The 18,115-nt window shown below is 64.0% G+C and carries 19 protein-coding genes and 1 other RNA gene; 13 read left to right on the top strand and 7 right to left on the bottom strand.

Annotated elements, in window-relative coordinates; translation table 11 throughout:
* Nucleotides 1–18: 18 nt before the first annotated feature.
* Complete coding sequence (ppk1, locus tag VJS90_RS00950; RefSeq protein WP_324118179.1) at nucleotides 19–2,250, top strand: polyphosphate kinase 1; 2,232 nt, start codon at nucleotides 19–21, stop codon at nucleotides 2,248–2,250.
* Here the strand turns inward: ppk1 and ppx are convergent.
* The gene (gene ppx, locus VJS90_RS00945) at nucleotides 2,237–3,739 is read right to left on the bottom strand and encodes an exopolyphosphatase (RefSeq protein ID WP_324118178.1); all 1,503 of its coding nucleotides are present in this window, start codon (nucleotides 3,737–3,739) and stop codon (nucleotides 2,237–2,239) included. The two genes, ppk1 and ppx, sit on opposite strands and share 14 nt — an antisense overlap.
* 244 nt (nucleotides 3,740–3,983) lie before the next feature.
* On the opposite strand from ppx, the gene trxA reads away from it, so the two are divergent.
* From trxA to VJS90_RS00915, 6 genes are all read left to right on the top strand, one after another.
* Nucleotides 3,984–4,313: a thioredoxin TrxA gene (gene trxA, locus VJS90_RS00940; protein WP_324118177.1), complete on the top strand. Its 330-nt coding sequence runs from the start codon at nucleotides 3,984–3,986 to the stop codon at nucleotides 4,311–4,313.
* 229 nt (nucleotides 4,314–4,542) lie between these two features.
* Nucleotides 4,543–5,802 carry a transcription termination factor Rho gene (gene rho, locus VJS90_RS00935; protein WP_023532437.1) on the top strand — a complete coding sequence of 420 codons (1,260 nt, stop codon included), beginning with the start codon at nucleotides 4,543–4,545 and terminating at the stop codon, nucleotides 5,800–5,802.
* A gap of 121 nt (nucleotides 5,803–5,923) precedes the next feature.
* Nucleotides 5,924–7,390 carry a 4-hydroxy-3-polyprenylbenzoate decarboxylase gene (gene ubiD, locus VJS90_RS00930; RefSeq protein ID WP_324118176.1) on the top strand — a complete coding sequence of 489 codons (1,467 nt, stop codon included), beginning with the start codon at nucleotides 5,924–5,926 and terminating at the stop codon, nucleotides 7,388–7,390.
* Nucleotides 7,390–8,358: a CDP-6-deoxy-delta-3,4-glucoseen reductase gene (locus VJS90_RS00925; RefSeq protein WP_324118175.1), complete on the top strand. Its 969-nt coding sequence runs from the start codon at nucleotides 7,390–7,392 to the stop codon at nucleotides 8,356–8,358. The genes ubiD and VJS90_RS00925 overlap by 1 nt, the downstream gene beginning before the upstream one ends.
* Before the next feature lie 264 nt (nucleotides 8,359–8,622).
* Nucleotides 8,623–9,273 (top strand): gamma-glutamylcyclotransferase, encoded by a 651-nt coding sequence (locus VJS90_RS00920; protein ID WP_324118174.1) that lies wholly within the window; start codon nucleotides 8,623–8,625, stop codon nucleotides 9,271–9,273.
* 103 nt (nucleotides 9,274–9,376) lie between these two features.
* Nucleotides 9,377–9,784: a flagellar basal body-associated protein FliL gene (locus tag VJS90_RS00915; protein WP_324118173.1), complete on the top strand. Its 408-nt coding sequence runs from the start codon at nucleotides 9,377–9,379 to the stop codon at nucleotides 9,782–9,784.
* A gap of 18 nt (nucleotides 9,785–9,802) precedes the next feature.
* Here VJS90_RS00915 and VJS90_RS00910 read toward each other — a convergent pair whose 3' ends face one another.
* Together VJS90_RS00910 and VJS90_RS00905 are read right to left on the bottom strand one after the other, a co-directional pair.
* Nucleotides 9,803–9,979: an MbcA/ParS/Xre antitoxin family protein gene (locus VJS90_RS00910; RefSeq protein ID WP_324118172.1), complete on the bottom strand. Its 177-nt coding sequence runs from the start codon at nucleotides 9,977–9,979 to the stop codon at nucleotides 9,803–9,805.
* Nucleotides 9,980–10,171: 192 nt separating this feature from the next.
* Nucleotides 10,172–10,624, bottom strand: coding sequence for an EVE domain-containing protein (locus VJS90_RS00905; protein WP_324118171.1), 453 nt, complete (start codon nucleotides 10,622–10,624; stop codon nucleotides 10,172–10,174).
* Between the two features lie 183 nt (nucleotides 10,625–10,807).
* Between VJS90_RS00905 and VJS90_RS00900 the strand changes: the two genes are divergently transcribed.
* Nucleotides 10,808–10,954: a hypothetical protein gene (locus tag VJS90_RS00900; protein ID WP_324118170.1), complete on the top strand. Its 147-nt coding sequence runs from the start codon at nucleotides 10,808–10,810 to the stop codon at nucleotides 10,952–10,954.
* 19 nt (nucleotides 10,955–10,973) lie between these two features.
* Here VJS90_RS00900 and VJS90_RS00895 read toward each other — a convergent pair whose 3' ends face one another.
* From VJS90_RS00895 to VJS90_RS00880, 4 genes are all read right to left on the bottom strand, one after another.
* Complete coding sequence (locus VJS90_RS00895) at nucleotides 10,974–11,582, bottom strand: 5-formyltetrahydrofolate cyclo-ligase (RefSeq protein WP_324118169.1); 609 nt, start codon at nucleotides 11,580–11,582, stop codon at nucleotides 10,974–10,976.
* An 82-nt stretch (nucleotides 11,583–11,664) separates the two neighbouring features.
* A non-coding RNA gene (gene ssrS / locus VJS90_RS00890) (6S RNA) lies at nucleotides 11,665–11,843 on the bottom strand.
* Nucleotides 11,844–11,861: 18 nt separating this feature from the next.
* Nucleotides 11,862–12,179, bottom strand: coding sequence for a cell division protein ZapA (locus VJS90_RS00885; RefSeq protein WP_158461549.1), 318 nt, complete (start codon nucleotides 12,177–12,179; stop codon nucleotides 11,862–11,864).
* Nucleotides 12,176–12,385, bottom strand: a complete 210-nt coding sequence (locus VJS90_RS00880; RefSeq protein ID WP_324118168.1) for a TIGR02449 family protein — start codon at nucleotides 12,383–12,385, stop codon at nucleotides 12,176–12,178. The genes VJS90_RS00885 and VJS90_RS00880 overlap by 4 nt, the downstream gene beginning before the upstream one ends.
* Before the next feature lie 167 nt (nucleotides 12,386–12,552).
* Between VJS90_RS00880 and VJS90_RS00875 the strand changes: the two genes are divergently transcribed.
* The 5 genes from VJS90_RS00875 (at nucleotide 12,553) to VJS90_RS00855 (ending at nucleotide 18,031) form a co-directional block, all read left to right on the top strand.
* On the top strand, nucleotides 12,553–13,107 hold the full coding sequence (locus VJS90_RS00875) for a YecA family protein (protein ID WP_324118167.1): 555 nt from the start codon (nucleotides 12,553–12,555) through the stop codon (nucleotides 13,105–13,107).
* A gap of 20 nt (nucleotides 13,108–13,127) precedes the next feature.
* Nucleotides 13,128–14,462, top strand: coding sequence for a Xaa-Pro aminopeptidase (gene pepP, locus VJS90_RS00870; protein ID WP_324118166.1), 1,335 nt, complete (start codon nucleotides 13,128–13,130; stop codon nucleotides 14,460–14,462).
* Entirely contained in the window at nucleotides 14,459–15,697 is a 1,239-nt protein-coding gene (gene ubiH / locus VJS90_RS00865; RefSeq protein WP_324118165.1) for a 2-octaprenyl-6-methoxyphenyl hydroxylase, read from the top strand. Before pepP ends, ubiH begins: the two co-directional genes overlap by 4 nt.
* 9 nt (nucleotides 15,698–15,706) lie before the next feature.
* A complete protein-coding gene (locus VJS90_RS00860; RefSeq protein WP_324118201.1) occupies nucleotides 15,707–16,924 on the top strand; it encodes a 2-octaprenyl-3-methyl-6-methoxy-1,4-benzoquinol hydroxylase in 1,218 nt (405 codons plus the stop codon).
* A 105-nt stretch (nucleotides 16,925–17,029) separates the two neighbouring features.
* A complete protein-coding gene (locus VJS90_RS00855; protein ID WP_324118164.1) occupies nucleotides 17,030–18,031 on the top strand; it encodes an extracellular solute-binding protein in 1,002 nt (333 codons plus the stop codon).
* Nucleotides 18,032–18,115: the final 84 nt, after the last annotated feature.

Here is an 18,115-nt window from a genome sequence, read left to right as displayed (position 1 = left end):
GCCCTTCAGGACCGCCAGATGAATAACGAAGTGCTAACCCCTGTCGAGCTCAAGGACGCCCAGCCGGTGACCGAGCAGCTGGTGCAGACGCCTCCCGACCTGCCGCCGGTTGCCGAGCCGCTGGTCGAGACGCCCGCGCCTGCCCCGTTGCCCGCGCCGGCGATCGCCATCCCGAGCCTGGACGACAACAGCCTGTACATTCATCGCGAACTGTCGCAGCTGCAGTTCAACATCCGCGTGCTCGAACAGGCCCTCGACGAAAGCTATCCACTGCTCGAGCGCCTGAAATTCCTGCTGATCTTCTCCAGCAACCTGGACGAGTTCTTCGAGATTCGTGTGGCGGGCCTGAAGAAACAGATCACCTTCGCCCGTGAACAGGCCGGCGCCGACGGCCTGCAGCCGCACCAGGCGCTGGCGCGGATCAGCGACCTGGTGCACATCGAGGTCGATCGCCAGTACGCGATCCTCAATGATGTCCTGCTGCCAGAGCTTGAAAAGCACCAGATCCGCTTCATCCGTCGCCGTCACTGGACGCAGAAGCTCAAGACCTGGGTGCGCCGCTACTTCCGCGACGAGATCGCGCCGATCATCACCCCGATCGGCCTCGACCCGACGCACCCGTTCCCGCTGCTGGTCAACAAAAGCCTGAACTTCATCGTCGAGCTCGAAGGCGTCGATGCCTTCGGCCGCGACTCGGGCCTGGCGATCATCCCGGCACCCCGCCTGCTGCCGCGGGTCATCCGCGTGCCGGAGGAAGTGGGCGGCCCTGGCGACAATTTCGTGTTCCTGTCGTCGATGATCCACGCCCACGCCGACGACCTGTTCCAGGGCATGAAGGTAAAAGGCTGCTACCAGTTCCGCCTGACCCGTAACGCCGACCTGGCGCTGGATTCCGAGGACGTCGAAGACCTCGCCCGCGCCCTGCGCGGCGAGCTGTTCTCGCGGCGTTACGGCGACGCGGTACGCCTGGAGGTGGCCGACACCTGCCCGAAACACCTGTCGGACTACCTGCTCAAGCAGTTCAACCTGAGCGAGAGCGAGCTGTATCAGGTCAACGGTCCGGTCAACCTGACCCGTCTGTTCAGCATCACCGGGCTCGACAGCCACCCGGAGCTGCAGTACACGCCGTTCACCCCGCATATCCCCAAGCTGCTGCAGAACGCCGACAACATCTTCAGCGTGGTGAGCAAGCAGGACATCCTGCTGATGCACCCCTTCGAGTCCTTCACCCCGGTGATCGACCTGCTGCGCCAGGCCGCCAAGGACCCGCACGTGCTTGCCGTGCGCCAGACCCTCTACCGCAGCGGCGCCAACTCGGAGATCGTCGACGCCCTGGTGGACGCCGCGCGTAACGGCAAGGAAGTCACCGCGGTGATCGAGCTGCGCGCGCGTTTCGACGAAGAGTCCAACCTGCAGATGGCCAGCCGCCTGCAAGCCGCGGGCGCAGTGGTCATCTATGGCGTGGTGGGCTTCAAGACCCACGCCAAGATGATGCTGATCCTGCGTCGCGAAGCCGGCGAGATTGTCCGTTACGCGCACGTCGGCACCGGCAACTACCACGCCGGCAACGCGCGCCTGTACACCGACTACAGCCTGCTCACCTCGGACGATGCGCTCTGCGAGGACGTCGGCAAGCTGTTCAGCCAGTTGATCGGCATGGGCAAGACCTTGCGCATGAAGAAGCTGCTGCACGCGCCGTTCACCCTGAAGAAGGGGATGCTCGACATGATCGCCCGGGAGACCCAGTTCGCCCTGGACGGCAAGCCGGCGCACATCATCGCCAAGTTCAACTCGCTGACCGATGCCAAGATCATTCGCGCGTTGTACAAGGCCAGCCAGTCGGGCGTGCGCATCGACCTGATCGTGCGTGGCATGTGCTGCCTGCGGCCGGGCATTGCCGGGGTGTCGCACAATATCCAGGTGCGCTCGATCATCGGCCGCTTCCTGGAGCACACCCGGGCGTTCTACTTCCTCAATGGCGGTGAAGAGCAGATCTACCTGTCCAGCGCCGACTGGATGGAGCGCAACCTCGACAAGCGCGTCGAGACCTGCTTCCCGGTCGATGGCAAGAAGCTGCTGCTGCGGGTCAAGAAGGAGCTGGAAAGCTACCTGACCGACAACACCCACTCGTGGATCCTGCAGTCCGATGGCCGCTATGTGCGCAGCACGCCGACCGGCAACCAGAACCCCCGCAGTGCCCAGGCCACTCTGCTCGAGCGCCTGAGCAACCCGGTGCTCAGCGTACGCTGAGGACGAAGCCGACCCGGGCCAGCCACTCCGCCTCGATGGCGAAGTCGGCCTGGGTCAGCTGGTTCTGTTCCAGCCAGCCCGCCGGGAATTCCACGTCCAGGCTGCCGTCGGCGGCATGCAGCACCACCGCGGGCATTTCCTGGGTGCCACGGATGTGGTGGAACAGGATGGCGAAGCGCAGCAGCACGCACAGGCGGATCAGCTTGACCCCGTCGTCGCCGAAGTCGGCGAACTTGTCCTTGGGGATGTTGCGCCGGTGACCGCGCACCAGTAGCGCCAGCATCTGCTGGTCTTCCCGGGAGAAACCGGACAGGTCGGAATGCTCGATCAGGTAGGCGCCGTGCTTGTGGTAATGGTAGTGGGCGATGTCCAGGCCCACTTCATGCACCTTGGCGGCCCAGCCCAGCAGCTCGCGCCAGATCCCCTCCTCGAGGTCCCAGTCCTTGGCCACCTGGTCGAAGGCGTGCAGCGCCTTGCGTTCGACCCGGGCCGCCTGGCCCTGGTCGACGTGGTAGCGCTCCATCAGCGACGACAGCGTGCGCTCGCGCACATCCTCGTGGTGATGGCGGCCCAGCAGGTCGTACAGCACACCTTCGCGCAGGGCGCCGTCGCAGTGATCCATGCGCGCAGGCTCCAGCGCGTCGAAGATCGCCTCGAGGATCGCCAGGCCCGCGGGGAAGATGGCGCGGCGGTCGGGCTTGACCCCGTCGAAGTCGATCTTGTCGGTCTCGCCAAGCTTGAACAGCTTGCGCTTGAGCCAGGCCAGGCCCTCGGCATTGACCTCGCCATTGCCCATGCCGCCGGACTTCAGCGCCTGGCCGATGGCGCGAATGGTGCCGGACGAGCCGATCGCCTCGTCCCAACCAAGGCGGTGCAGGGCGTTTTCGATGCTCATCAGCTCGAGACGCGCGGCGGTGTAGGCCTGGGCGTAGCGCGCCGGGGTGATCTTGCCGTCACGGAAATAACGCTGGGTGAAGCTCACGCAGCCCATCTGCAGGCTCTCGCGCAGCAGCGGCTCGAAGCGCTGGCCGATGATGAACTCGGTACTGCCACCGCCAATGTCGGCCACCAGGCGCTTGCCGGGGGTGTCCGCCAGGGTGTGGGAGACACCAAGGTAGATCAGGCGGGCCTCTTCGCGACCGGAGATCACCTCCACCGGATGGCCGAGCACGGCCTCGGCGCGGCGGATGAACTCGCCGCGGTTGCGCGCCTCGCGCAGGGCGTTGGTGCCGACGATGCGCACCGAGCCCGGCGGCATGCCGTTGATGAGCTGGGCAAACCGCTTGAGGCAGTCCAGGCCGCGCTGCATGGAGTCTTCGCTGAGCTGGCGCTCTTCATTTATGCCGGCAGCCAGCTGAACCTTTTCCCCCAGCCGCTCGAGGATGCGGATCTCGGTGTGGTGGGCCTTGGCCACCACCATGTGGAAGCTGTTGGAGCCAAGGTCGATGGCAGCGATCAGGGACAGGTTCTTCGCGGAGGTATGCGGCATGATCTCGATGTTCTCGGTCGATTACCTGGCAATCGTGCCATGTTCCATCGCGCACGCCAACGCGCAGCGTCACAAGGCTTGATTCTGGGCAAGTGGCGGTCAGGCTTGTGACATTCATGTGACAGGCCTCGATTTGGAACGTCATGCACAACTATAGTTACACTCAATCGGTCCTGACTTCCTGTAGGACGCGGGTGCCGCTATGATGGGCAACGTTTTTTATGCTTACGACCTGGAGACTTCCATGAGCAGCGATCTTATCAAACACGTCACCGACGCCAGCTTCGAAGCCGACGTACTGAAGGCCGAAGGCCCGGTGCTGGTCGACTACTGGGCTGAATGGTGCGGCCCATGCAAGATGATCGCGCCTGTACTGGACGATATCGCCAGCACCTACCAGGGTAAACTGACCGTCGCCAAGCTGAACATCGACGAAAACCAGGAAACCCCGGCCAAGCACGGCGTGCGTGGCATCCCGACGCTGATGCTGTTCAAGAACGGCAACGTCGAGGCCACCAAGGTCGGCGCACTGTCCAAGTCTCAGCTGGCGGCCTTCCTGGACGCCAATATCTGAGCAAAAAAAGCCCCGCATTCGCCGGGGCTTTTCTTTATCTGGTGACTAGACGCCAGAAAAAGCAGGTGTTACATTCGGCCTCGCACTGCTTCTCCAGTGCCCCCTGCACGCCGTCGCCGACGCACCCCCAATTAGAATCAGCACGCGATCCTTTCGCCTTCTCTGCGGCGCGGCTTCATTAAGCCAAAAGCTTAATTCTCCCTTCTTACATGATTACGTCACTTCCCATATGAACCTAACTGAACTCAAGCAAAAGCCGATTACCGATCTGCTCGAAATGGCCGAACAGATGGGCATAGAAAATATGGCCCGTTCGCGCAAGCAAGATGTGATTTTCTCCCTGTTGAAAAAGCATGCCAAAAGCGGCGAGGAGATCTCCGGTGACGGCGTGCTGGAGATTCTCCAGGACGGTTTCGGTTTCCTGCGCTCGGCGGATGCCTCCTACCTGGCCGGCCCTGACGATATCTACGTCTCCCCAAGCCAGATCCGTCGCTTCAACCTGCGCACCGGTGACACCATCGTTGGCAAGATCCGCCCTCCAAAGGAAGGCGAGCGTTACTTCGCTCTGCTCAAGGTCGATACCATCAACTTCGACCGTCCGGAAAACGCGAAGAACAAGATCCTCTTCGAAAACCTGACGCCGCTGTTCCCGAACAAGCGCCTGAAGATGGAAGCCGGCAACGGTTCCACCGAAGACCTCACCGGTCGTGTGATCGACCTGTGCGCCCCGATCGGCAAAGGCCAGCGTGGCCTGATCGTCGCCCCGCCAAAAGCGGGCAAGACCATTATGCTGCAGAACATCGCGGCCAACATCACCCGTAACAATCCCGAGTGCCACCTGATCGTCCTGCTGATCGACGAGCGCCCGGAAGAAGTGACCGAAATGCAGCGCACCGTGCGCGGCGAAGTGGTTGCCTCCACCTTCGACGAGCCGCCGACCCGTCACGTGCAAGTGGCCGAGATGGTCATCGAGAAGGCCAAGCGCCTGGTCGAGCACAAGAAGGACGTGGTCATCCTGCTGGACTCGATCACCCGTCTGGCCCGTGCCTACAACACCGTGATCCCGAGCTCCGGCAAGGTACTCACCGGTGGTGTCGACGCCCATGCCCTCGAGAAGCCGAAGCGTTTCTTCGGTGCCGCGCGTAACATCGAGGAAGGCGGTTCGCTGACCATCATCGCCACCGCGCTGGTCGAGACCGGCTCGAAGATGGACGAAGTCATCTACGAAGAGTTCAAGGGCACCGGCAACATGGAGCTGCCGCTGGACCGCCGCATCGCCGAAAAGCGTGTGTTCCCGGCCATCAACATCAACCGCTCCGGTACTCGCCGCGAAGAGCTGCTGACCGCCGATGACGAACTGCAGCGCATGTGGATCCTGCGCAAGCTGCTGCACCCGATGGACGAGATCGCCGCCATCGAGTTCCTGGTCGACAAGCTCAAGCAGACCAAGACCAACGACGAGTTCTTCCTGTCGATGAAGCGCAAGTAACACCTGCGTGTACGCAAGAGCCGGGGCGACCCGGCTTTTTGCTGTCTGGACTTTGCCAATTTCCCGCGGTTCGGCGCTAAACTCTGCAGCCCGACCGATACGGCCAACACGAGGCTTACGCATGCAGTATCGCGATTTGCGCGACTTTATCCGCGGCCTGGAACAGCGCGGCGAACTCAAGCGCATCCAGGTTCCGATTTCTCCCGTCCTGGAAATGACCGAAGTCTGCGACCGCACCTTGCGGGCCAAGGGCCCGGCCCTGTTGTTCGAAAAGCCCACCGGGTTTGATATTCCTGTGCTGGGCAACCTGTTCGGCACCCCCGAGCGCGTGGCCATGGGCATGGGCGCCGAGTCGGTCAGCGAACTGCGTGAAATCGGCAAGCTGCTGGCGTTCCTCAAGGAGCCCGAGCCGCCCAAGGGGCTCAAGGATGCCTGGTCGAAGCTGCCGATCTTCAAGAAAGTCATCTCGATGGCGCCCAAGGTGGTCAAGGACGCGGCGTGCCACGAGGTGGTCATCGAAGGCGAAGACGTCGACCTCGGCCTGCTCCCGGTCCAGCACTGCTGGCCGGGCGACGTCGCGCCTCTGATCACCTGGGGCCTGACCGTGACCCGCGGCCCCAACAAGGAGCGGCAGAACCTGGGCATCTATCGCCAGCAGGTGATCGGCCGCAACAAGGTCATCATGCGCTGGCTCAGCCATCGTGGCGGCGCGCTCGATTACCGCGAGTGGTGCGAGAAGCACCCGGGGCAACCGTTCCCGGTGGCCGTTGCCCTGGGCGCGGACCCGGCGACCATCCTGGGCGCTGTGACGCCGGTGCCGGATTCGCTCTCCGAATATGCCTTCGCCGGCCTGCTGCGTGGCAACCGGACCGAGCTGGTCAAGTGCCGGGGCAACGACCTGCAGGTGCCGGCGACCGCCGAGATCATCCTCGAAGGCGTGATCCACCCCGGCGAAATGGCCCCCGAAGGCCCTTACGGCGACCACACCGGCTATTACAACGAGGTGGACAGCTTCCCGGTGTTCACCGTCGAGCGCATCACCCACCGGCAAAAGCCGATCTATCACAGCACCTACACTGGCCGGCCGCCGGATGAGCCGGCGATTCTCGGTGTGGCGCTGAACGAAGTGTTCGTGCCCATCCTGCAGAAGCAGTTCCCGGAGATCGTCGATTTCTACCTGCCGCCCGAAGGCTGCTCGTACCGCATGGCGGTCGTGACCATCAAGAAGCAGTACCCGGGCCACGCCAAGCGGGTGATGCTGGGGGTGTGGTCGTTCCTGCGACAGTTCATGTACACCAAGTTTGTTATCGTCACCGACGATGACATCAATGCCCGTGACTGGAATGATGTGATCTGGGCCATCACCACGCGCATGGACCCCAAGCGTGATACGGTGATGATCGACAACACCCCGATCGACTACCTCGACTTCGCGTCGCCGGTGTCGGGGCTGGGGTCGAAGATGGGCCTGGATGCGACCAACAAATGGCCGGGCGAAACCTCACGCGAATGGGGGCGAGCCATCGTCAAGGACGATGCCGTGACCCGGCGTATCGATGAGTTGTGGGATCAGTTGGGAATAGAGTGATGCAGGTAACCTTGCAGCCGTCCGGGGCGGTGCTCGCCGTCGAGCCCGGAGAACGGATTCTGGATGCGGCGCGGCGACTGGGCTATGAATGCCCGCAGAGTTGCCGCAATGGTAATTGTCATGTCTGCGCGGCGTTGCTGGTCGAAGGCCGCGTGCGCCAGGACGGCGAGGTACGCGATCACGGTGAGCTGTTCACCTGCATCGCCGAGCCGCTGGAAGACTGCGTGCTGCTGTGGGACGGCGTGCTGGCCCTGGGCGAGCTGCCGGTGCGCAAGCTGGCATGCACGCTCAGCGAATGCGTCGAGGTGGGCGGTGATGTCTGGCGCGTGCGCCTGCGTGCGCCGGCGGGCAAGCTGCCACGCTACCATGCCGGCCAGTACCTGATGATCGAGCGCGAGGGCGCCGACAAGGCGGCCTTCTCCATCGCCTCGGCACCCCATGCCGGACGCGATATCGAGCTGCACGTGCTCGCCCGCGAGCCCAGCGCACGCGAGTTGATCGCCCAGTTGCAGCGCAACCGGATGGCGCGGGTCGAGCTGCCGTTTGGCGACGCGCACCTTGCCGAGCTGCCAGACGGCCCGCTGGTGCTGATTGCCGCGGGCACCGGCATGGGCCAGATGCACAGCCTGGTCGAGCATTGCCGCGCTCAGGGCTTCAAGTACCCGGTCCATCTGTACTGGGGCGTGCGCCGGCCCGAGGATTTCTACCAGATCGAGCACTGGGCCGAATGGCAGCGACTGCCGAACCTGTTCCTGCACCGGGTTGTCAGTGACCTGTGCGGATGGGAAGGGCGTTGCGGGATGCTCCATGAGGCGGTCTGCGAAGACATCGCCGATCTCAACAGCGTGCATGTCTATGCCAGCGGCTCGCCGAACATGGTCTATGCCACCTTGGACGCGCTGGTCGAGGCCGGCATGGATGCGCACCAGATGCGTGCCGATGTATTTGCCTACGCGCCGCGCGGTTAATGAATGACCCAGGCACGCTGCAAGGGCGTGCCTGTTAATAACCGACGTTGTCCGCGGTGGTAATAAGCAAGTTGTTATCACACCTTTTCATAACGACCTTACTGAAAGTTCGGACGATTCCCGAATTTGCTGGGCCCGGCGGATGGCGCGGGCTGCGTGGCCGGTTGCCGGCTTGACGGTTTCTGCTATACGGTCAATAACAGCGCAGTCGATCAGGGTAGAGTGGTTCCCTTCGTTTAATCACGGGAAACGATGGCGGCAACTATGTTGGCAGATGAAAGTTCGTCCTGGAAGTTTACGTATCCTCCTTCGCTCGACTTTGGGCAGCAACATACCCGTGAGCAACTTCTCAGCTCAGTGCGCCGGACCATGGAACAGCACCAGGGTGGGCCCGTCTGGCTGTTCGCCTATGGCTCGCTGATCTGGCGGCCCGAGTGCGAGTCGGTCGAACGCCAGCGTGCGCGGGTGCATGGCTATCATCGTGGCCTCTACCTTTGGTCCCACGAGCATCGCGGCACGCCCGAGCAGCCTGGGCTGGTGTTCGGCCTGGACCGTGGAGGCTCGTGCAGCGGCTTCGCCTACCGGCTCGACGAAGCTGACCTGGACAAGGCCTTGCTGGCGCTCTGGCAGCGCGAGATGCCCTTTCCCGCCTACCGGCCGCACTGGCTCAACTGCCGGCTTGCCGATGGCTCCCGGATCCAGGCCTTGGGTTTTGTGCTGGAGCGGCACCTGCCGTGCTACGCGGGCAATCTGCCGGATACCCTGCTGAGCCAGATCCTCGCCAATGCCACTGGCCGCTACGGCAGCACCCGCGAGTACGTCGAGCAGACGCTGCTGGCGCTGCGCAGCCATCAGATGCCCGATCGCAACCTCGAAGCCCGGTTCAGGCGCTGTCACGACCTGCGCAAGGTCTGACCGGGCGGGGCAACAGCACCGTCGGGCTATTCCTTTTCGTGCAATGGCCGATAAGGGAAGACAGGTCAGGTATGCTGGCGCCAACTGAGTGAGGAGCGAATTCGTGAAAGCGTGGATCTTGATGGTACTGGCCTTGATGCTGCCAGTGACGGCGCTGGCCGCCGAGGAAGCAAAGGAAGGGGAGCCCAAGGTTTCCTATATTTCCCTGAGCCCGCCTTTCGTCGGCAACTACGCCCTCGATGGTGGCCCGAAGCTGCGCGTGTTCAAGGCCGACGTCGCCCTGCGCGTGACCGGCGATGCCGCCGCCGCGGCGGTCAAACACCACGAACCGCTGATCCGTAACCAGCTGGTCGCCTTGTTCACCCAGCAAGGCCTGGAGAACCTGAGCAGCGTCGAAGCCAAAGAAAAGCTGCGCCAGGAGGCACTCAAGCAGGTCCAGCAAGTGCTGGAGACCGAGGAAGGCAAGCCGATGGTCGAGGACCTGCTGTTCAATAACCTGATCGTGCAGTGATTGAAGGTTATGGCAGGGCTAGTGGTCTTGACTCGCTAGCCACTTGTGGATGTATTCCATGACTTCTTGCGCGCCGTTGGCTGTTTCCACCAGGTCGATAGGGCGTCGGCAGCCCAGGAATTGATTGGGTGTCTCGAGCCATAGACGCGGGTCCGTAGCGGTTCCATGCCAGGTAGTCCTTGCATTTTCAGACACCGGAAACGAAAAAACCGGCTTGCGCCGGCTTTTTCCCCCTCTAACCAGATGGTCGAGCCACGCCGGTCATGAGGGTTAGTTGTTGGAAGAAATTATGCAGCTACCAGGGTGGCCCTTGCAAGGTGCAGATGTGTGAGTAATTAAGTCGTAGGTGGGCTGGGTCGCTGCACGACGGCTCTGTAAAGAACCCGTTTAACTCACCAATGCCCTGATCGCATCCCACTGCTCTGCCGTAACCGGCATCACCGACAGCCGGCTGCCCTTCTGCACCAGCGGCAATTCGGCCAGCGCTGCCTGCTGCTTCAGGTAGCCGAGCTGAACTACCCGCCCGAACGTGCGCACATGCTCCACATCCACCGCGCTCCACGGGTTCTTGTCCGCGGTGGCCTTGGCGTCGAAGTAATGACTTTCTGGGTCGAGTGCCGTGAGGTCAGGGTAGGCCGCCGCCGTGATGCGGGCGATCCCGGCGATGCCGGGTTCCGGACAACTGGAGTGGTAGAAGAAGAATTCGTCACCTAAGCTCATTGTCCTCAGGAAGTTGCGCGCCTGATAGTTACGCACCCCGTCCCAACGCGTCTGGCCCAAGCGCGCCAAGGCTTCGATGGAGAGCTCGTCGGGCTCTGATTTCATCAGCCAATAGGCCATGGATGCTGCTCCTGACAAACGTTGAAATAGTTAGTTGCACGAAACCGACAGTCGGTTGACGTCATCGTTTGCGTGTCGACCCGTGTTGTCGGAGAATGCGCCGATTTTCAAGGTCAGACGTTGCCGCGATCCCAGCGAAGGGATGGCTGTCGGCGTAATCAGTGTGCCCGAGGAGGGCAATCGATGAATCGCAAACCGGACGTGCTCTGGATCCTGGTGTTCATTTTCGGTCTGGGCGTGGTCACCACCGGGTACGCGCAGAGCTTGCTCGAGCGCAAGGTCGACGAGTCCTACCAGACTCAGGTACAGCCGGTGCCGCAAAAACGCTGATCGCCTTCATTGGCGCGGCTCAGTCCGCCGCCAGGTACCAGCCACGGTCCGAGACCGTTCCCCGCAATGGCACATCCCAACTGGCCTGTGCCAGCCGCTCGACCTTCTGGCACTCATGGGCCAGCCCTACCAGCAGCGGTTTTTTCCAGGCCTTGCGGCGCGCCTGATAGGCCAGGCTACGATCGTAGAACCCGCCGCCCATGCCCAGCCGGCCGCCCACTTCATCGAACCCCACCAGCGGCAGCAGGATCAGGTCCAGCGACCACACCGGGCGCTGGCGCTTGCGGTTGATCACAGGCTCCGGAATGCGAAAACGGTTGCGGCGTAGGGTCTCGCCCTGTTCGAAGCGCTGAAAGGCCATGCGCGTGCGAGGCCAGGCATGCAGCACCGGCAGATAGGTGTGCTTGCCACGCCGTTGCGCCTCGCGCAGCAGGAAGCGCGGGTCGATCTCACTGTCATTGGGCAGGTAGAGGGCGATATGCCGCGCCTTGCGAAACAGCGGATGCTGAGCCAGCTGGCGGTACAGGCCGTGGGCGGCCTGGCGCTGCTCGGCCGGCGTGAGGGCGCGGCGGGCGTTGCGCAGCAGGCGGCGAAGCTGGGGGCGGGTGAGCGGCGCGGTGTCGGTCATGGCACGGGCGGTCCCAGGTGTGCTTGCCGCGGTACACGGCAAAGCAAATGCCCGCCATGGAGGGCGGGCAAGAACAGAATTCAGGCTCCCCGACGTACCGCTGTCGGTGTAGCCCTTGAACCCGAAAGTTCAAGGTGGAGATTGCAGGGGGCGTTAAGGCTTTCCGTCGAGCGGACATGCACACCGGCCCCAGCGTGCAACCCCCGTGGTTGTGCGTATCGGCTCAGGGACATGACCGACTGGCGCGCACTCCAGGGAGTGGCGCCAGTATACGCATGCTCAACCGATTTTTGAATCCGTCTCGTCGACCAATGCCTGATCGACCCGATCGAGCAGGTCACGCACCTGTTCGCGCGTGGTGCCGCTGGCCTGCACGTCGGGCCGGTCCTGGTTGTGCAACAGGTCGTGAGTGATGTTCAGCGCGGCCATCACTGCAATGCGGTCGGCACCGATCACCTTGCCGCTGCTGCGGATCTCGCGCATCTTGCCATCCAGGTAGCGCGCGGCGCTGACCAGGTTGCTGCGCTCCTCGGGCGGGCAGATGATCGAGTATTCCTTGTCGAGAATCTGGACGGTGACGCTATTGCTTGAACTCATGAGTCTTGCTCCAGGGCCTTGAGGCGCAAAATCATTGACTCGACCTTGCGTCGGGCGATCTCGTTCTTTTCGATGAGGTGGGCGCGCTCCTCGCGCCAGGATCTTTCCTGACGTACTAGGAGTGCGTTTTGCCGCTTAAGTTGCTCGACTCGCTCGATCAGCAGCTCGAACCGGCTCATCAGCGTTTGCAGGTCATTCTCTGGCATGGATTGCACTCGATTCAGTGACACTCGATACGGTCTGACGTGATTGCCGGGCGATCATGCCCTGTCTCTGCCTGCAACGGCCAGTGCCGATGGTCTTGGCGCGCCTGCCGGTGCTAGGATACGAGGTCTTCATTCTAGTCATTGCGCCGCCTGGCGCCTAGTTGCCCATGCCTAATACCAATTCCCCGTACACCGCCTTTGCCACCCTGCTGTCGAGCAACGGCCATCCTGTCTCCCCGGCCGAACTCCACGGCCTGCTGCTCGGGCGCTGCTGCACCGGTGCCGCGTTCGACGCCGAGGCGTGGCTGGCCGATGCTGCCCAGCTGCTCGAGGTCGAGCCCGTGGAGAACGTTCGCAACGCCCTGATCGGCCTGCAGGACATGGTCAAGGGCGAGCTCACCGGCGAGGACATCACCATCGTCCTGCTGCTGCCGGGCGATGAAACCCCGCTGGCCGAACGCGCCGTCGCACTGGGCCAGTGGTGCCAGGGCTTCCTGGCCGGCTTCGGGCAGAACGCCGGTGGCCTGGAGCTGAGCACCGAAGCCAAGGAGGTCCTGCAGGACCTGGTCGCCATCTCCCAGGTCCAGGACGCGCTCGAAGAGTCCGAGGACGGCGAGAGCGACTACATGGAAGTCATGGAATACCTGCGCGTGGCGCCCTTTCTGCTCTTCACCGAACTTGCCAAGCCGGTCGAGCCTGCGGCCAAGCCATCGCTGCACTGACAGACAGGGGACCTTTGCCCATGAGCCACATACCCAAGGCGGAATACGCCCGTCGGCGCAAGGCGCTGATGGAGCAGATGGTCCCCAACAGCATCGCCATCCTGCCGGCCGCCGCCGTCGCCATCCGCAACCGCGATGTCGAGCACGTCTACCGCCAGGACAGCGACTTCCAGTACCTGAGCGGGTTCCCCGAGCCTGAAGCGGTGATCGCCCTGATCCCCGGGCGCGAGCATGGCGAGTACGTGCTGTTCTGCCGCGAGCGCAATGCCGAGCGTGAGCAATGGGATGGCCTGCGCGCCGGCCAGGAAGGCGCGGTCCTCGAGTTTGGCGCCGACGATGCCTTTCCCATCACCGACATCGACGAGATCCTGCCGGGCCTGATCGAAGGGCGCGAGCGGGTCTACTCGGCGATGGGCAGCAACCCCGAGTTCGACCGCCACCTGATGGACTGGATCAACGTCATCCGTTCCAAGGCGCGCCTCGGTGCCCAGCCGCCGAAGGAATTCGTCGCCCTGGATCATCTGCTGCATGACATGCGCCTGTACAAGTCGGCGGCGGAAATCAAGGTGATGCGCGAGGCCGCGGCCATTTCGTCGCGTGCCCACGTGCGGGCCATGCAGGCCTGCCGCGCGGGGTTGCGCGAGTACAGCCTGGAAGCCGAGCTCGACTACGAGTTTCGCAAGGGCGGGGCGCGCATGCCGGCATACGGCTCGATCGTCGCCGCCGGGCGCAATGGCTGCATCCTGCATTACCAGCAGAACGACGCCCTGCTCAAGGACGGCGACCTGGTCCTGATCGACGCGGGCTGTGAAATCGACTGCTACGCCAGCGACATTACCCGCACCTTCCCGGTCAGCGGGCGTTTCTCGCCCGAGCAGAAAGCCATCTACGAGCTGGTGCTCAAGGCCCAGGAGGCGGCGTTCGCAGCGATCGCGCCGGGCAAGCACTGGAACCATGCCCACGAGGCCACCGTGCAGGTGATCACCGAGGGCCTGGTGGAGCTCGGGCTGCTCAAGGGCGATGTGCAGGCGCTGATCGACAGCGAAGCCCATCGTGCCTTCTACATGCACCGTGCCGGGCACTGGCTGGGCATGGATGTGCATGACGTGGGCGACTACAAGGTCGATGGCCAGTGGCGTGAGCTCGAGCCAGGGATGACCCTGACCGTCGAGCCCGGCATCTACATCGCTGCCGATAACCAGAACGTCGCGAAAAAGTGGCGTGGTATCGGCATTCGCATCGAGGACGACGTGGTGGTGACCCGGCAAGGGTGTGAAATCCTCTCCACGGGCGTGCCAAGGACCCTCCCCGAGATCGAGGCGCTGATGGCCGCTGCGCGCAGTGAGGCGGCATGAGCCGCGTCAACCTGGCGATCATCGGCGGCGGCCTGGTCGGCGCGAGCCTGGCGCTGGCCCTGCAGGCTGGCGCCAAGGCGCGCGGCTGGAAGATCCTGCTGATCGAGCCGTTCGCGCCCGGCGACAGCTTCCAGCCCAGCTATGACGCACGCTCCTCGGCGCTGTCGTACGGTACCCGGCAGATCTACGAACAGCTGGGTGTCTGGCAGGCCATCAGCCGCCGCGCCGCGCCGATCAGCCAGATCCAGGTGTCCGACCGCGGCCGCTTCGGCGCGACCCGGCTGGGCGCCCTCGAGGAAGGCGTGCCGGCCCTGGGCTACGTGGTCGAGAACGCCTGGCTCGGCCAATGCCTGTGGCATCACCTGGACGCCGAAGTGGTCAGCTGGCGCTGCCCGGCCGAGGTCAAGGCCATGCAGGCCGTGGCCGGCGGCTATCGTCTGCAGCTCGATGACGACACCCTGGTCGAATGCGACCTGGCGGTGCTCGCCGATGGCGGCCGCTCGGGCCTGCGTGAGCAACTGGGGATTCACGTGCGCGAGCGTCCCTATGACCAGAGCGCGGTGATCGCCAACATCACCCCGGGCGAAGCCCATTGCGGGCAGGCCTTCGAACGCTTCACCGAAGACGGTCCCATGGCCTTGCTGCCGTTGCCCGAAAACCGCTGCGCGCTGGTCTGGACCCGACGCGGAATGGACGCCAGGCGCTTGGTCGAACTGGACGAGCGCAGCTTCCTGAAAGAGCTGCAAGGCGTGTTCGGCTACCGCCTGGGCGCCTTGCGCCAGGTCGGCGTGCGCCATGTGTATCCGTTGTCCCTGACCGAGTCCCAGGAGCAGGTGCGGGCCAGTCTGGTAGTGCTGGGCAACGCCGCGCACAGCCTGCATCCGATCGCAGGGCAGGGCTTCAACCTGTCGCTGCGGGACGTGCAGTCGCTGGCCGATGCCTTGCTCGCCGGGCCGCAGCAGCCAGGCGACCTGGCCACCTTGCAGGCCTACCGCCAGCGTCAGCGCCTCGACCAGGCCCTGACCATCGGTTTTTCCGATCAGGTCACGCGGTTGTTCGGCGCGGGTCATCCCGTGCTCGCGGCAGGGCGAAACCTTGGCCTGCTGGGCCTCGACCTGCTGCCGCCGGCCAAGCGCTGGTTCGCTCGCCAGGCCATGGGCCTGGGCACCCGCCCTGATCCGCGAGTTGAAGAATTCCCCCCTGTGCGGGTCGACCCGCGAACGAGGCAGCCCTAAGGCATGGAAATGCGCGCAGATGTGTTGATTGTCGGTGCCGGTATGGTCGGTAGCGCCCTGGCCCTGGCCCTGCACCACAGCGGCCTGGAAATTCTCCTGCTCGACGGCGGCCCGATGACCGTCAAGCCCCATGATCCCCATGCGCCGTTCGAGCCGCGGGTCAGCGCCCTGTCGGCCGCCAGCCAGCGCATTCTCGATCGCCTGGGCGCGTGGCAGGGCATCAGTCAGCGGCGCCTGAGTCCCTATTCGGACATGCGCGTCTGGGACGGCAGCGGCACTGGCCAGATCCATTTCTCGGCGGCCAGCGTGCACGCCCAGGTCCTGGGCCATATTGTCGAGAACCGGGTGATCCAGGACGCGTTGCTCGAGCGCCTGCACGACAGTGATGTCGGCCTGCTGGCCAACGCCCGCCTGGAGCAGATGCGCCGCTCGGGCGATGAGTGGCTGCTGACCCTGGCCGACGGGCGCAGCCTTCGCGCCCCGCTGGTGGTTGCCGCCGACGGCGCGCAATCGGCGGTACGCCGCCTGACCGGGTGCGAAACACGTGAGTGGGATTATTTGCACCACGCCATCGTCACCAGCGTGCGTTGCAGCCAGCCGCACCAGGCCACGGCCTGGCAGCGCTTCACCGACCACGGGCCGCTGGCCTTCCTGCCGCTGCTGCGCGATGGCCGGCAGGACTGGTGCTCGATCGTCTGGTCGACCACTCCGGAGCAGGCCGAGAAGGCCATGGCAATGGACGACCAGGCCTTCTGCCAGGCGCTTGAGCGTGCCTTCGAAGGGCGCCTGGGCCACGTGCTGCAAGCCGACCCACGCGTCTGCGTGCCGCTGCGCCAGCGCCATGCCAAGCGGTATGTGGCCGAAGGCCTGGCCTTGATCGGTGATGCGGCGCATACCATCCACCCGCTGGCGGGCCAGGGTGTCAACCTGGGTTTTCTCGATGCCGCGGTGCTCGCCGAAGAGCTGCAGCATGCCTGCGACCGCGGCGAGCGGCTGGCCGACGAGCGTGTGCTGAGCCGCTACGAGCGCCGGCGCATGCCGCACAACCTGGCCCTGATGGCCGCCATGGAAAGCTTCGAACGGGTGTTCCAGGCCGATCCGCTGCCCCTGCGCTGGCTGCGCAACAGTGGCCTGAAACTGGTCGAGCAGATACGCGAGGCGAAGGCGCTGTTCGTGCGCCAAGCCCTCGGCCTGTCCGGCGACCTGCCTGAGCTGGCGCGTGCCTGAGAGGCGCTGCAACATCCGGTAACTCCTGCGGTCCATGATCGGTTTGAGATGGCAAATGTGATTCACTACCATTTGGCCCCTTCCGAATCCTTCGAGGACTGCAGCATGTCGTCACGCAAGCACCTACTGGCCGCCCTGGCCCTGACCCTGGCCGGCACCGCCGCCCAGGCCGCGGACGAAGTCGTGGTGTACTCCTCGCGCATCGACGAGCTGATCAAGCCGGTGTTCGACGCCTATACCGCCAAGACTGGCGTGAAGGTCAAGTTCATCACCGACAAGGAAGCGCCGTTGATGCAGCGCATCAAGGCCGAAGGGCAGAACGCCACCGCCGACCTGCTGCTGACCGTCGATGCCGGCAACCTGTGGCAGGCCGAGCACATGGGTATCCTGCAGCCGATCCAGTCGACCATCATCGACCAGAACATTCCTCCCCAGTACCGCTCCTCGGCCCACCAATGGACCGGCCTGAGCCTGCGCGCGCGCACCATTGCCTACGCCAGTGACCGGGTCAAACCCGAGGAACTGAGCACCTACGAAGCGCTGGCCGATGCGCAATGGGAAGGCCGCCTGTGCCTGCGCACCGCCAAGAAGGTCTACAACCAGTCGCTGACCGCCACGCTGATCGAGAACCATGGTGAGCAGAAGACCGAGGAGATCATCAAGGGCTGGGTCAACAACCTGTCCACCGATGTGTTCTCCGACGACATCGCCGTGCTGCAGGCCATCGAGGCAGGGCAGTGCGACGTCGGCATCGTCAACAGCTACTACTACGGTCGCCTGCACAAGGAGCAGCCGAGCCTGCCGATCAGGCTGTTCTGGCCGAACCAGGGCGATCGTGGCGTGCACGTCAACCTGTCGGGCATCGGCCTGACTCGGCATGCGCCGCATCCTGAAGCGGCCATCAAGCTGGTCGAGTGGATGACCAGTGAAGAGGCGCAGAAGCTGTTTGCCGACACCAACCAGGAATTCCCCGCCAATCCCAAGGTCAAGCCGTCGGCCGAAGTGGCGGCGTGGGGTGAGTTCAAGGCCGACAGCATTCCGGTGGAAGTGGCCGGCAAGCGCCAGGCCGAGGCGATCCGGTTGATGGATCGCGCTGGCTGGAACTGACAGTCTTGTCACACCGTCATTGGTACCCCCCGGTTCTGTTCATCGCCGCCCTGGTGCTCCTGCCCCTGAGTGTCCTGCTGCTCT

It is taken from the genome of Pseudomonas sp. (genome assembly GCF_035277045.1).
GTDB lineage: Bacteria > Pseudomonadota > Gammaproteobacteria > Pseudomonadales > Pseudomonadaceae > Aquipseudomonas.
This window is presented reverse-complemented; position numbering and strand designations above follow the sequence as displayed.

Excerpts from the sequence above, each read along its gene's own strand:
- VJS90_RS00875 (WP_324118167.1), top strand. The coding sequence starts at position 12,553 with ATGCCTAATACCAATTCCCCGTACACCGCCTTTGCCACCCTGCTGTCG.
- ubiD (WP_324118176.1), top strand. The coding sequence starts at position 5,924 with ATGCAGTATCGCGATTTGCGCGACTTTATCCGCGGCCTGGAACAGCGC.
- ubiH (WP_324118165.1), top strand. The coding sequence starts at position 14,459 with ATGAGCCGCGTCAACCTGGCGATCATCGGCGGCGGCCTGGTCGGCGCG.
- VJS90_RS00925 (WP_324118175.1), top strand. The coding sequence starts at position 7,390 with ATGCAGGTAACCTTGCAGCCGTCCGGGGCGGTGCTCGCCGTCGAGCCC.
- ppk1 (WP_324118179.1), top strand. The coding sequence starts at position 19 with ATGAATAACGAAGTGCTAACCCCTGTCGAGCTCAAGGACGCCCAGCCG.
- VJS90_RS00900 (WP_324118170.1), top strand. The coding sequence starts at position 10,808 with ATGAATCGCAAACCGGACGTGCTCTGGATCCTGGTGTTCATTTTCGGT.
- VJS90_RS00885 (WP_158461549.1), bottom strand. The coding sequence starts at position 12,179 with ATGAGTTCAAGCAATAGCGTCACCGTCCAGATTCTCGACAAGGAATAC.
- rho (WP_023532437.1), top strand. The coding sequence starts at position 4,543 with ATGAACCTAACTGAACTCAAGCAAAAGCCGATTACCGATCTGCTCGAA.
- pepP (WP_324118166.1), top strand. The coding sequence starts at position 13,128 with ATGAGCCACATACCCAAGGCGGAATACGCCCGTCGGCGCAAGGCGCTG.
- ppx (WP_324118178.1), bottom strand. The coding sequence starts at position 3,739 with ATGCCGCATACCTCCGCGAAGAACCTGTCCCTGATCGCTGCCATCGAC.
- VJS90_RS00895 (WP_324118169.1), bottom strand. The coding sequence starts at position 11,582 with ATGACCGACACCGCGCCGCTCACCCGCCCCCAGCTTCGCCGCCTGCTG.
- VJS90_RS00855 (WP_324118164.1), top strand. The coding sequence starts at position 17,030 with ATGTCGTCACGCAAGCACCTACTGGCCGCCCTGGCCCTGACCCTGGCC.
- VJS90_RS00905 (WP_324118171.1), bottom strand. The coding sequence starts at position 10,624 with ATGGCCTATTGGCTGATGAAATCAGAGCCCGACGAGCTCTCCATCGAA.
- VJS90_RS00880 (WP_324118168.1), bottom strand. The coding sequence starts at position 12,385 with ATGCCAGAGAATGACCTGCAAACGCTGATGAGCCGGTTCGAGCTGCTG.
- VJS90_RS00920 (WP_324118174.1), top strand. The coding sequence starts at position 8,623 with ATGTTGGCAGATGAAAGTTCGTCCTGGAAGTTTACGTATCCTCCTTCG.
- VJS90_RS00860 (WP_324118201.1), top strand. The coding sequence starts at position 15,707 with ATGCGCGCAGATGTGTTGATTGTCGGTGCCGGTATGGTCGGTAGCGCC.
- trxA (WP_324118177.1), top strand. The coding sequence starts at position 3,984 with ATGAGCAGCGATCTTATCAAACACGTCACCGACGCCAGCTTCGAAGCC.